The 12,402-nt window shown below is 65.8% G+C and carries 13 protein-coding genes; 6 read left to right on the forward strand and 7 right to left on the reverse strand.

Annotated elements, in window-relative coordinates:
• Nucleotides 1-240 precede the first annotated feature (240 nt).
• From ACODTW_RS19530 to ACODTW_RS19540, 3 genes are read left to right on the forward strand one after another with little or no spacing between them, the layout of a single operon-like run.
• Nucleotides 241-423 (forward strand): hypothetical protein, encoded by a 183-nt coding sequence (locus ACODTW_RS19530; protein WP_488947744.1) that lies wholly within the window; start codon nucleotides 241-243, stop codon nucleotides 421-423.
• Between the two features lie 12 nt (nucleotides 424-435).
• A complete protein-coding gene (locus ACODTW_RS19535) occupies nucleotides 436-900 on the forward strand; it encodes a DUF4112 domain-containing protein (RefSeq protein ID WP_488947745.1) in 465 nt (154 codons plus the stop codon).
• 39 nt (nucleotides 901-939) lie between these two features.
• Nucleotides 940-1,452 (forward strand): tellurite resistance TerB family protein, encoded by a 513-nt coding sequence (locus tag ACODTW_RS19540; protein WP_488947746.1) that lies wholly within the window; start codon nucleotides 940-942, stop codon nucleotides 1,450-1,452.
• A 100-nt stretch (nucleotides 1,453-1,552) separates the two neighbouring features.
• On the opposite strand, the gene ACODTW_RS19545 is transcribed toward ACODTW_RS19540, so the two are convergent.
• Nucleotides 1,553-2,764: an MFS transporter gene (locus ACODTW_RS19545; RefSeq protein WP_488947747.1), complete on the reverse strand. Its 1,212-nt coding sequence runs from the start codon at nucleotides 2,762-2,764 to the stop codon at nucleotides 1,553-1,555.
• 225 nt (nucleotides 2,765-2,989) lie between these two features.
• On the opposite strand from ACODTW_RS19545, the gene ACODTW_RS19550 reads away from it, so the two are divergent.
• A complete protein-coding gene (locus ACODTW_RS19550) occupies nucleotides 2,990-3,409 on the forward strand; it encodes an organic hydroperoxide resistance protein (RefSeq protein WP_488947748.1) in 420 nt (139 codons plus the stop codon).
• A 60-nt stretch (nucleotides 3,410-3,469) separates the two neighbouring features.
• Here the strand turns inward: ACODTW_RS19550 and ACODTW_RS19555 are convergent, their stop codons facing one another.
• The 4 genes from ACODTW_RS19555 to ACODTW_RS19570 all read right to left on the reverse strand — a co-directional run bounded on the left by ACODTW_RS19555 (nucleotide 3,470) and on the right by ACODTW_RS19570 (nucleotide 7,797).
• Nucleotides 3,470-3,913 (reverse strand): Lrp/AsnC family transcriptional regulator, encoded by a 444-nt coding sequence (locus ACODTW_RS19555; RefSeq protein ID WP_488947749.1) that lies wholly within the window; start codon nucleotides 3,911-3,913, stop codon nucleotides 3,470-3,472.
• Nucleotides 3,914-3,973: 60 nt separating this feature from the next.
• A complete protein-coding gene (gene amaB / locus ACODTW_RS19560) occupies nucleotides 3,974-5,476 on the reverse strand; it encodes an L-piperidine-6-carboxylate dehydrogenase (protein WP_488947750.1) in 1,503 nt (500 codons plus the stop codon).
• A 238-nt stretch (nucleotides 5,477-5,714) separates the two neighbouring features.
• Nucleotides 5,715-6,785 (reverse strand): saccharopine dehydrogenase family protein, encoded by a 1,071-nt coding sequence (locus ACODTW_RS19565; protein WP_488947751.1) that lies wholly within the window; start codon nucleotides 6,783-6,785, stop codon nucleotides 5,715-5,717.
• A gap of 112 nt (nucleotides 6,786-6,897) precedes the next feature.
• Nucleotides 6,898-7,797 carry a LysR family transcriptional regulator gene (locus ACODTW_RS19570; RefSeq protein WP_488947752.1) on the reverse strand — a complete coding sequence of 300 codons (900 nt, stop codon included), beginning with the start codon at nucleotides 7,795-7,797 and terminating at the stop codon, nucleotides 6,898-6,900.
• Nucleotides 7,798-7,934: 137 nt separating this feature from the next.
• Between ACODTW_RS19570 and ACODTW_RS19575 the strand changes: the two genes are divergently transcribed.
• Nucleotides 7,935-9,044 (forward strand): S-(hydroxymethyl)glutathione dehydrogenase/class III alcohol dehydrogenase, encoded by a 1,110-nt coding sequence (locus tag ACODTW_RS19575; protein WP_488947753.1) that lies wholly within the window; start codon nucleotides 7,935-7,937, stop codon nucleotides 9,042-9,044.
• 2 nt (nucleotides 9,045-9,046) lie between these two features.
• Complete coding sequence (gene fghA / locus ACODTW_RS19580; protein ID WP_488947754.1) at nucleotides 9,047-9,889, forward strand: S-formylglutathione hydrolase; 843 nt, start codon at nucleotides 9,047-9,049, stop codon at nucleotides 9,887-9,889.
• A 110-nt stretch (nucleotides 9,890-9,999) separates the two neighbouring features.
• Here the strand turns inward: fghA and ACODTW_RS19585 are convergent, their stop codons facing one another.
• Together ACODTW_RS19585 and ACODTW_RS19590 are read right to left on the reverse strand one after the other, a co-directional pair.
• The gene (locus ACODTW_RS19585; protein ID WP_488947755.1) at nucleotides 10,000-11,409 is read right to left on the reverse strand and encodes an FAD-binding oxidoreductase; all 1,410 of its coding nucleotides are present in this window, start codon (nucleotides 11,407-11,409) and stop codon (nucleotides 10,000-10,002) included.
• Between the two features lie 133 nt (nucleotides 11,410-11,542).
• On the reverse strand, nucleotides 11,543-12,307 hold the full coding sequence (locus ACODTW_RS19590) for a phytanoyl-CoA dioxygenase family protein (RefSeq protein ID WP_488947756.1): 765 nt from the start codon (nucleotides 12,305-12,307) through the stop codon (nucleotides 11,543-11,545).
• Between the last annotated feature and the right edge of the window lie 95 nt (nucleotides 12,308-12,402).

Here is a 12,402-nt window from a genome sequence, read left to right on the forward strand (position 1 = left end):
GCCTTCCTGATCGAACCATGCGTGACTGAATGCCAGAGAGTCCGTTCATATTGAAGTTTCTTCGTGGTCGCAGAGAAAATTCTGCACCGAAATTGTGAGGGCCCGTCTTGAACCGACGATGAGGCTTCTTACATCAGCAATGTCTTGGGTCCGGGCCCCTCTGGCGTGATGTCCTTCGGGACGCACGCGATGTCGGACTCCTTGGGCGAAGCTAACCGCTTGGTCGTGAAGGAGCCTGTTATGGCCTATCGCATTCCGTATATTCTTGATCTCCACCGCGTCTCTGCCGCCATGCATCGGTTGCGGCAGGAACGGCAGCGGCGGCGTCCGGCGCGGGCTTTCCGCGTGGAATGGCCGCGTCGTCAGCGGGCATTGCTGCTCTGGCTTCTGTCCTGGCGGCGGCCGCTTTCCGTGGCTGCCTGAGCGGAGGCCAGGATGCTGACCCCCTATCAGCGACCGCCCGACGGCTTCCGTCATCCCGACAGCCATCTGGACAGTCATTGGCGCGTTCGCCGGCGGCTGGAACGGGTGGCGCGCCTGCTGGACAGCGCTGTGCGTGTGCCGGTCCTGGGCTGGCGCATCGGTCTGGACGCGCCGCTGAACCTGATCCCCGGCGCCGGCCTGCTGACCAGCACGGCCGTGTCCGGCTGGCTGGTCTGGGAGGCGCACCGCATCGGGGCGCCGCGCCCTCTGGCCCTGCGCATGGCCGGCAATGTGGCCATCGATGCCGCCATCAGCGCCATCCCGTTCCTGGGCTGGCTGGGCGACCTGTTCTTCCGGGCCAATGATCGCAATGTGGCGCTGCTGCGCCGGCATCTGGACGCCCAACACCCGTTCCGTCAGCCCCACGACAGATGGGGCGGCGGCATCATCGACGGACAGGCCCGGCGCCTGTCCTGAGAACCAAATCAATAAAATCTGGCAGAAAGGATTCCCCGCATGAGCCTGTTCAACATGTTCAAAAGCGACAAGGGCGAGGCCATGACCCCGCACAAGGCCTTCGCCATCGCCCTGATCTACACCATGGGTGCGGATGGGGAGATGGACCCCGAAGAGGTGGGCCATCTGCTGTCCGTCATCGGCGGCGAACGCTCCAACGGCACCATCGGCGTCGGCGCCAACAATCAGGCCCTGCTGAACGCGGCCATGAAATATGTCCGCTCCCACAGCCACGAACAGTTCCTGGCCGAGGCGACGCCTGTGCTGACCACGGCCCAGCGCCTGTGCATCCTGATGAACCTGGTGGACAGCGCCCTGTCCGATGGCGATGCAGAGGCGGAGGAACGCGAATTCTTCGACAAGGTGCAGAAGGCCTTCGGCATCAGTGACGAGGATTTCCGCCCCTATTTCAGCGCCCTGATGATGAAGAATGACCGGTCGGTGTTCCTGGATAAGAACCATCCGATGAACCAGCCGGGCTTCCAGGTGGGTCTGCCGGGCCAAGCGGCTTGACCCTCCGGGCGGCCATCGCTTGGGGTGTCTCGCGGGTCGTTCCCCCTGTCACGACCTGCCCTTGCAGTGGCCGCCCAACCCCTTGGCGGCCGTCGGGACCTCATGGTTCCGGCGGCCGTGCAAGGCGTGCCGTCAGCCAGAAGACCAGCATCATCATTCCGGCCATCACCAGCCACGCGGCCAGCACCCCGTCATAGGAACCGAAGGCGGCGTGAAGCAACGCCGTTGCCGACGGGGCCGCCGCACGCACGATATTGATGGGCGTAGACAGGGCCCCGTTGATGGAGCCATAGGCGCGTGCCGTCAGCATTTCCGGCACCGCGGCCCCGCGCACGATGGTCAGCACCCCGTTGGCCCCGCCATAGATCAGTGCGAACAATCCCAGCAGCCACAGATCACCACCCGCCAGCGCCAGCCCCAGCAGGGAGAGGGCCAGGGCCGCCGTTGTCAGGCGACCGACCACACGGATGGACAGGGCGCGGGCGATGCCCATGACCACCACCCGGCCCGCCACCTGCGCTGGCCCGATGATCGCCATGATGGTGACGATGTGGGCGGCATCCATGCCGCGTTCCGCCAGCAGCGGGTAAAGGTGGAAGGTGACGCTGGTGAAGGCCGCGAAATAGAGCATGAAGGTCGCGGCCAGCCCCCAGAACACCCATTGCCGCAGGGCCCAGGCGGTTGTTTGCCGGTCGTCCGCGATCAATCGCCGCGGTGCGGGGCCACCCACCCCGTCATCGCGCAACAGCCAGAGATGCAGGGGCAGGCTGAGCAGCAGGTTGAAGAGAGCCAGCCCGACCAGGGTGGGGCGCCAGCCGAACAGGTCCAGCATCCCCTGGACGATGGGCAGGAACACCGTGCTGGCAAAACCGCCCCACAGGGTCAGGCTGGTGATGCCGTCGCGGGCCTTGTCCCCGAACCGGCGCGCGATGACGGCGAAGGCAGGATCGTAAAGGGTCATGGCTTGGGCCACACCGATGCCGATGAAGGCCGGTACCAGCAGCCAGGCCGATCCCGCCATCGCCCACAGTAACAGGCTGACACCGGCCAGCGCCGACCCCACCGCCATGACCGTCCGACCCCGGCCCCGGTCGATGACGCTGCCGACCGGATAGGCGGCAAGGCCGGCCATGGCCAGGGCCAGCGAGGCCAGAAGGTAGGTTTGCGGCTTGCTCCACCCCAGTTCCTGTCCCATCGGCCCGGCCAGTAGCGGGAAGGCATAGATCAGGCTGCCCCAGGAAATGATCTGCGCGATACCCAGCCCGGCGATGAAACGCTGAGGGTGGGTGGGCGGGGATTGGGCTGCGGACAAGGTTGGACTCCGACGGAACAGGTCATTGAAAACGCCACAGGCCCAGAGCCGTCAAGGTTGAAGGCTGCGTCAAATGCCAAATACGCATAGCAAGCGATATGATCGTGTGCGATATAATATCTTGCGTACGATTAGTTTGTGCGCGATATTCCTCTCACGACATCGGCGGTCCCGACGATCCCCCGACCGGGGAAGGGCCGCAGCAACCAAGCAGGAGTGACGATCATGAAGGTTCTTTATACCGCCAATGCCACGGCCACCGGTGGTCGCGACGGCCGCGCCGTTTCCGATGACGGCCTGCTGGACGTCAAGCTGGCCCCGCCGAAGGAACTGGGCGGCAATGGTGGCGCCACCAACCCGGAACAGCTGTTTGCCGCTGGCTATGCCGCCTGCTTCATCGGTGCGCTGAAATTCGTGGGTGGCCGCGATAAGATCGCCGTGCCGGCCGCTGTGTCGGTGACCAGCAATGTCGGCATCGGCCCGCGTGACGATGGCGAGGGCTTCGGCCTGACCGTGACGCTGAATGTCAACCTGCCGGGCCTGGATCGGGCCGCGGCGGAGGAACTGGTGACCCGCGCCCACAAGGTCTGCCCCTATAGCCACGCTACCAAGGGGAATATCACGGTCGATACTGTGATCGCGTAATCGTTCCGAATGCGGAACAAATAAGGGCGGGCATCCTGCGGGGCCTGCCCTTATTTCGTTTCACCTGCGGAATTTATCCGACAAGACCAGGGAAGACATGGTGCGCTCCACGCCCTGCAACTGGCCCAGCTGGTCCAGCACGCGGTCGATATCCTGTACCGACTGGGCAGCGATGACGGCCATCATGTCGTAGGTGCCGCTGATGGCCGACAGGCTTTCCACTTCATTGATGCGTTTGACTTCGCCCACGATGCGGGTCAGCAGCTTGGGATTGGTGGACAACAGCACATAGGCGCGGATCATCCGGCTGCTACCTGGGTCCTGCCGCAACGTATAGCCCTGGATGATGCCCAGCCGTTCCAGCCGGGCGATGCGCGCCTGCACCGACGATCGTGCCAGCCCCAGCTTGCGCGCCAACGATGCCGCCGGTTCCCGCGCATTGGCCCGCAGCAGGGCGATCAGGGCGGTATCGATGGCGTCCTGTTGGGTGTCGGGCGTGTCCATGGGGTGCTTCAGCAGGTCAGCGAAAAGGGGGAGCGGCCATGACCGCCGCTCCCCATCCTATCACAGCTCGGGGAATTCGATCCCCTGGGCCAGCGGCAGGGACGTGCCGTAATTGATGGCCGAGGTCTGGCGGCGCATATACTGCTTCCAGCTGTCCGACCCGCTTTCGCGGCCGCCGCCCGTTTCCTTCTCGCCCCCGAAGGCGCCGCCGATTTCGGCGCCGCTGGGGCCCATATTCACGTTGGCGATGCCGCAATCCGACCCGTCGGGCGCCAGAAAGCGCTCGGCCTCCAGCAGGTCGCGGGTGATGATGCTGGACGACAGGCCTTGCGGCACGCCGTTCTGCAGGGCCACCGCTTCTTCAAAGTCGCTGTAGCGCAGGACATAGAGGATGGGGCCGAAGGTCTCGTGCCGCACGATCTCCGTCTGTCCCGGCATTTCCACGATGGCGGGATAGGCGTAGTAAGCGTCGGGGAACGTCTCGGCCAGCGCCCGGCCGCCGCCATGCACCGTGCCGCCCTGGGCCTTGGCGGTCGCCAGCGCCGTGGTTACGGCATCGAACGCCGCCTTGTCGATCAGCGGGCCCATCAGGGTGCCCGTCTCGCGCGGGTCGGCCGGCGTGATGGCGGCGAAGGCCGTCTTCACGGCCGACACCACCTTGTCATAGCAATCGGTGTGAACGATCAGGCGGCGCAGCGTGGTGCAGCGCTGACCGGCGGTGCCGACGGCGGCGAACAGGATGGCGCGCACGGCCAGCTTCAGGTCGGCCGACGGTGTGACGATCATGGCATTATTGCCACCCAGTTCCAGGATGGAGCGGCCAAAGCGGCGGGCCACGACCGGCGCCACTTCCCGGCCCATGCGGGTGGAGCCGGTGGCGCTGACCAGCGGCACGCGGGGGTCGGCCGCGATCTGTTCGCCCACATTGCGCAGACCGAACAGCAATTGTGACAGGCCGGCCGGCGCATCGCCGAAGCGGGCCAGCGCCTTTTCAAACAAGGCCTGCGTGGCCAGGGCGGTCAGCGGCGTCTTCTCCGACGGCTTCCAGATCACCGGGTCGCCGCAGACGACGGCCAGGGCCGCGTTCCAGGCCCAGACGGCGACGGGGAAGTTAAACGCGGTGATGATGGCGACAGGGCCCAGCGGCTGCCAGGTTTCCACCATGCGGTGGCGCGGGCGTTCGGACGCGATGGTCAGGCCATGCAACTGCCGCGACAGACCAACGGCGAAGTCGCAGATATCGATCATCTCCTGCACTTCGCCCAGCCCTTCCTGGACGATCTTGCCGGCTTCCAGCGTCACCAGCGCGCCCAGGTCGGCTTTGTGCTCGCGCAGCACCTCCCCGAACAGGCGGATCAACTCGCCCCGGCGCGGGGCCGGGACCGTGCGCCATTCCTTGAAGGCTTCTGTCGAACGGGCCAGCGCGGCGTCCACCTGCGCGGCCGAATGCGCCATCACCGCGCCCAGGCGGGCGCCGTCGATGGGGGAGCGGGAGACAATGTCACCCTCCGCGACAAGATGGGCGATGCCCAGACGATCCAGAAGGGCGGCGGTAGCGGACATGGGGGCGGGGACTCCGGTGAATGGATGGCTGGTTTGGTTTTTGTGCGTTTAAGCTCTGTTTTCCCACTTCTCCCATCTCCCTGCCTCCCCGTCATCCCGGCGCAAGCCGGGACCCAGGGGCCCCAGGATCAAACCTCAACGCAGCGTCGATCAACGCAGCGTCATGGTTGGGCGCTTGGCCCCTGGGTCCCGGCTTACGCCGGGATGACGGGAAAAGGCGAAGTTCAGAAACGATGCCTCACGCATAAACCTTCCCGAAGCGGTTGGAAAGGAACAGGTCGAGCGGCATCTGTTCCTGGCGGACAAAGCCCTTGGCCGGCAGATGGCCCGTGGCCTGCAGGTCCAGCATGGCGCAGATGCCGGCGGCTGTGCTCATCTGGATGGCGGACAGGAACTGGCCGTCCACCTCCTCGCCATGGATATGGCGGACGATGCTTTCCTGCTCCAGACGGCCATGACGCTTGCCGCTGACCGTGCAGAAGACCAGCACCACATCCTGCATGGTGATGGGCAGCGCTTCTTCCAGCACTTCCTTCAGCAGGTCGCGGCGCCGCGCTAGGCGCAGATCTTCGACCAGCAGCTTGATGATGGCGCAATGGCCGGGATAGCGGACGGACTTGTAGGTCAGGTTCTCCACCTTGCCGGCCAGCGTCTCCACCAGCGATCCCAGCCCGCCAGAGGTGTTGAACGCCTCATAGGCGACACCTTCCAGCACGAATTCTTCCAGGTCTTCCAACGGCGGCAGTTCCACGCAGCGGCCATCCTGCACCGCCTCGCACGGGTTCAGATATTCGTTGATCAGCCCGTCGGTGGACCAGGTCAGGTTATATTTCAGCGCGTTGGTGGGATAGCGGGGCAGGGCGCCGACGCGCAGCTGCACATCGCGCAGACTGTCGAACCCGGCCGCCAGCCCATGGGCGGCGATGGACACGAAACCGGGGGCCAGACCGCACTGGGGCACAAAGGCGCTGTTGGCCTTGGCCGCCACTTCCTTCACCACGCGGGTGCTGGCCACATCCTCTGTCAGGTCGAAATAATGGATGCCGGCATCATAGGCGCCATAGGCGACGGTAGAGGTGGTGTGAAACGGTAGGGCGTTCAGCACGGCATATTGACCGGCCATCGCCTTGCGCAGGGCGACGCCATCATTGATGTCCAACTGCACCGTATCCACGCCCAGCGCCGCGAAGCGCTTCAGCGCTTCTTCGCTATGGTCGGCGACGGTGACCCTGTATTCGCCCGTGCGGCGCAGCAGCAGGGTGATGGCGATACCGATCTTGCCGGCGCCCAGCAGCAGGATGTTCTTCATGATCTGTCCCCGTTTCCCTGTTTTGGGTTTAGGGGGAATGGTGGCGGTCCGCGCCGCCGATCGGAAGCCGGCATTCGGACGAATCGCCGGGATAATTCCGGCCTAACGACGGTCAAACCGGCGTTTCGCCGGCAGCGGAATGCCGGATGTTCGATTTCAGATAATCGACCAGCAGCGATACCTTGGGCGACAGGTGCCGGCGGTGCGGATAGACGGCCCAGATTCCTTCATCGGCGGGCCTGTGCCGTTCCAGCAGGCTGACCAGGGTACCGGCGGCCAGATCCGATTCGACATAGAAATCAGGCAATTGGCACAGGCCCAGCCCCTGGCGTGCCGCATCCAGCACGGCAAAGCCGCTGTTGCAGCGCCAGGCGCCGGTAGGGCGGAATTCCACGGTCCGCCCATCCTCGGCGAACTGCCACAGCTCCGCCGTGCCCATCAGGCAGGCATGCGAGGGCAACTCGCCCAGCCCGGCCGGTTCCCCCCGGCGCTGCAGATAGGCGGGGGCTGCGCAGAGATAGCGGCGGCGCGAAGCCAGCCGGATGGCGATCAGCCGGCTGTCATTCAGGCTGGTGCCTGTGCGTACGGCCAGATCGAAGCCTTCGCCCACCAGATCGACCATGCGGTTGGTCAGGTCGATGCTGACCGACAATTGCGGATGGTCCAGCAGGAAACGGTTGACCAGCGGCACGATGAACCGCTCCCCATAGGCGATGGAACAGGTCAGGCGCAGATGGCCGCGCGGGGCGCCGTCGCTTTCGCTGACGGCGGCAAAGGCCTCGTCGCGTTCCTCCACCAGCCGGCGGCAGCGTTCCAGAAAGGCGCGGCCGGCATCGGTGACGCTGACCCGGCGCGTCGTGCGGTACAGCAGCCGCACCTGCAACCGGTCCTCCAGCCGCGCCACCTCCCGGCTGACATGGGAGGTTGAAACGCCCAGGCGGGCCGCGGCGGCGGAAAAGCTTTCCGTCTCGCAGACGGCGATGAAACTGTCGATCCCGTCCCAGGAGCTCATGATTGTTCCCATGCAGCAATAATCATTTGCCAAAATGCATGATCGTTGCCGGGGCTTTCAAGCTATAGTCGCCGCTTCACCGCCCGCGCTTGCCGCCGGGTGTGTTTTCTGTCGACCCCTGATCGGAACGAACCGCCATGAAGACCCGCGCCGCCGTCGCTTTCGAGGCCAAGAAGCCCCTGGAAATCGTCGAATTGGACCTGGAAGGCCCCAAGGCGGGCGAGGTGCTGGTGGAAATCATGGCCACGGGCATCTGCCACACCGATGCCTATACGCTGGACGGGTTCGACAGCGAAGGCATCTTCCCCTCCATCCTGGGCCATGAAGGCGCCGGCATCGTGCGCGAGGTCGGCGCTGGCGTGACCTCGGTGAAGCCGGGCGACCATGTCATCCCGCTCTACACGCCCGAATGCCGCCAGTGCAAAAGCTGCCTGTCGCGCAAGACCAACCTGTGTACGGCCATCCGTGCGACCCAGGGCAAGGGCCTGATGCCCGACGGCACCTCGCGCTTTTCCTATAAGGGCCAGCCGGTCTTTCATTATATGGGCTGTTCCACCTTCTCCAACTTCACGGTCCTGCCGGAAATCGCCGTGGCCAAGATCCGCGAAGACGCGCCGTTCCAGTCCTCCTGCTATATCGGCTGCGGCGTGACCACGGGCGTGGGGGCTGTCACCAACACGGCCAAGGTGGAACCGGGTTCCAATGTCGTCATTTTCGGCCTGGGCGGCATCGGCCTGAACGTGATCCAGGCGGCCCGCATGGTGGGTGCCGACAAGATCATCGGCGTCGACATCAATGACCGGAAGGAGGAATGGGGCCGCCGCTTCGGCATGACCCATTTCGTCAACCCGACCAAGATTGAGGGCGACATCGTCCAGCATCTGGTCGCCCTGACCGAAGGCGGCGCCGATTACACCTTCGACTGCACGGGCAACACCATCGTGATGCGTCAGGCCTTGGAAGCCTGCCATCGCGGCTGGGGCGTGTCCGTCGTCATCGGCGTGGCGGAGGCCGGCAAGGAGATTTCCACCCGTCCGTTCCAGCTGGTCACCGGTCGCGTCTGGAAGGGTTCGGCCTTCGGTGGCGCCCGTGGCCGCACCGACGTGCCGAAGATCGTCGACTGGTACATGAACGGCAAGATCGAGATCGACCCGATGATCACCCATGTGCTGAGCCTGGAGGAGATCAACAAGGGCTTCGATCTGATGCATGCGGGCGAAAGCATCCGCAGCGTCGTGGTCTATTGATCATGCGCCTGGAAACCCTTTCCGCCACCCGGTCCCATGGCGGTGTGCAGGGCGTCTATCGCCATGCCTCCACGGCCACCTGCACGCCCATGGTGTTCAGCGTCTTCATCCCGCCCCAGGCACAGGACGGGGTGAAATGCCCCGTCCTCTGGTACCTGTCGGGCCTGACCTGCACCCATGCCAATGTGACGGAGAAGGGGGAGTTCCGGCGGGCGGCGGCGGAACTGGGCCTGATCATCGTCTGCCCCGACACCAGCCCGCGCGGCGAGGGTGTGGCCGACGATGCCAGCTGGGACCTGGGCCAGGGCGCCGGCTTCTATGTGGACGCCACAGAAGCCCCCTGGGTGCCGCATTTCCGCATGTGGACCTATGTCACCCAGGAACTGCCGGCTTTGGTCGCCGCGCATTTCCCCGTCGACATGGACCGCCAGGGCATCACCGGCCATTCCATGGGCGGGCACGGGGCGCTGACGGTGGCGCTGCGCCATCCCGGTCGCTTCCGCTCCGTCTCCGCCTTTGCTCCCATCGTGGCGCCGACGCAGGTACCCTGGGGGCAGAAGGCGCTGCCCGCCTATCTTGGCGAGAACCCCTCGCTTTGGCGCCGGCATGATGCCGTGGCCCTGATCGAGGATGGGGGGCGCCTGTCCGACCTGCTGGTCGATCAGGGGGCGGCGGATGGGTTCCTGGAAAACCAGTTGCGCCCGCAATTGCTGGCCGATGCCTGCGCCAAGGCCGGCATTCCGCTGACTCTGCGGATGCAGGAAGGCTACGACCATTCCTACTACTTCATTTCCAGCTTCATGGAAGACCACCTGCGCTGGCACGCGGCACGGTTGGGGGCGTAAAGCCTGTCAGAATAGGTTTGGTTCTCTCTACCGTCACCCCGGCTCAGCGCCCAATTGCCTCCGCCAGGGTGCCGGCAAGAAAAGGAGTCAGCGAACCCGACAAGCCCCCCTCACCAGCGCACGCGCCCCAGCAGCCCGTCCGGGTCCAGATGCGATTGCAGCAGCCGGGCCATGGCCTGCTGGGCCGGGTCGGCGAAGCGTTGATGGTGGGACAGGTTGACGGGGCCGATGCCATGTTCGGCGCTGTAGCTGCCCTGGAATTCCTCCACCAGCAGCCGGTACACCCCGTCGCGCACGGCGGCCACCCGCTCGGGCGGATAGGCCGTGTCCTGGTCGCGCGGGATGACCAGATTGAAATGGTCGCCGCCATCGCCGCGATGGCCGAAGCCGCAGATCAGCAGCTCGGGGAAGCGCGCCCGCACCCAGGCGCTGGCGGCGGCGCGGAAGGCGGACATGCGCCCGCGCGGCACCGACACGTCCAGCCCGATGACCCGGCCCAGCCCGCGCAACCCTTCGGAAATGGCGTGGCGTAGCGCCCAAAGCTCCGCCGCCGGGCCGGGGATGGCGTCACTGATGATCCCGGCCTCGTACCCTTCTTCCAGCACCGACAGCAGCAGCGCCTCCAGGTCCAGCCCCGTGTCCGGCGCCGTGGCCGACATCAGCTCGACCAGGATCGTCTCCTCCGGCACGGTGCCTGTGAAGGGATTGCGCAATTGCGGCCGGTGATGCAGGGCGGCGGACAAGGCGGGGCCCGACATGCTTTCGAACGCCGACAGGAATTCCCCGGCCCGCGCCTCCACCAGCGCCATCAGGTCGTTCACCGCCTCTTCGTCGCGCGGCACGACCAGGGCCGTGGTCACCTGCCGGGGCAACAGCGCCAGGTCCAGCAGGGCGGCGGTGACGATGCCGAAACTGCCGCCCGTGCCGATGAACAGCTGTTTCAGGTCCAGGCCCGTGCTGTTCTTGCGCAGGCCGCGCAGGTCGCCGACCACGGTCCCGTCGGGCAGCACCGCCTGCAGCGCCAGCACATTGCGCCGCATGTCGCCATAGCGCAGCACGCGCGACCCGCCGGCATTGGTGGCAATCATGCCGCCGACACTGGGCGCCGAAGAGATATCGACGGGGAAGAACAGCCCATGCGGTTCCAGCCGCTGGTTCAGACTGTCCAGATCCCAGCCGGCACCGACGGCCACGGCGCGGTTGGCGCGGTCCAGGTCGAACAGGCCCGTCAGCCGCTTCAAGGACAGCACCACCTGCCCGCCCCCGGCATCGGGGGTGGAGGCGCCGACCAGCCCGGTATTGGCGCCCTGCGGCACCACCGGCACCCCCTGTTCCCGGCACAGGCGCAGCAGGGCCGACACCTGTTCGGCATCGGCCGGCAGCACCACCAGCCGCGCCCGCCCGCCACTGTACCGCGCCGCCTGGACAAAGGGGCCCATGTCGTCGGCATCGGTCAGGACATGGCGGTCCCCGACAATGGCGGCAAGATCGGCGTTCAGCGTATCGGCGGGGGCGGACATGGGGCGTTCCGGTCTGGGGCGGGTCGCGCGCAGCTTAGCCCGGAACGACCCGCCGCAGAAACCGCCCCGCTGCATCGCGCACATGCCGCGAATGCTTGGGCCCGGCGAACCATTCCCCCCAGGCAAGCGTCAATCAGGCGAAGGTCACCTGCCGACCGCCGCGGACCAGCGGGATGGCATTGCGGCGCAGATGCCTTGTGCCGGGGTTCAGGATCACTTCCGGGCTGTACTGGGCCAGATAGATGCGGCGCGGCCGGTCGGTGCGGTTGGCGCCCGTTGCGTGAAGCAGCAGGGAGGAGAAGGCAACGACGCTGCCGGCCGGCACTTCCACCGCCACGCCCTGATCCTCCCCCGTCCAGCCGACCAGATCATTGGTGCCGGGCTGGCGGGTGTGCGGGATGATGCCGTCGCGCGTTTCCGGCACCTGGCTGAAGGGCAGGACGCGGACCGTGCCATTCTCGATGGTGGTGTCGTCCAGCGTGCACCAGCAGGTCAGATAGGGCTTGTGGTCGGCCGGGCCGCCATTGCCCACGACATAGCCGCTATCCTGATGCCAGCTGAAGGACATGCCGCCGCCGGCCCCCTTCACCACATACTGGTCATAGAAGAAATAGGCATCGTCGCCCAGGGTGGCGCGGCAGATATCGGCCATCACCTCGGAAAACAGCATGGTCCGCAATTCCGGCTGCACCCGCTGGCATTCCCCGGCGAAATAGCGGTTGCCGCGATGGGTGATGCCGTCGACATCCACGCCCAGCGCGTCCAGGCGCGCATCCTCGCGTTCCACCATGCGGCCGCACTGGGCGCGCAGGATGTCGAGCAATTCGCCGTCCAGCACCCGTTCGAAAACGGCATAGCCTTCGCGCTGGAACTGGTCACGCTGCTGTTCGTACTTCATTTTTTCCTCCCGCAATCGGCTGGTGTTGCAACCATTCTGCGGCGGGTCGGGCCATCGTATCCAATCGAATTGCGTCACGACTTCATTCGTGAATA

The organism is Niveispirillum sp. FG148 (genome assembly GCF_057809655.1).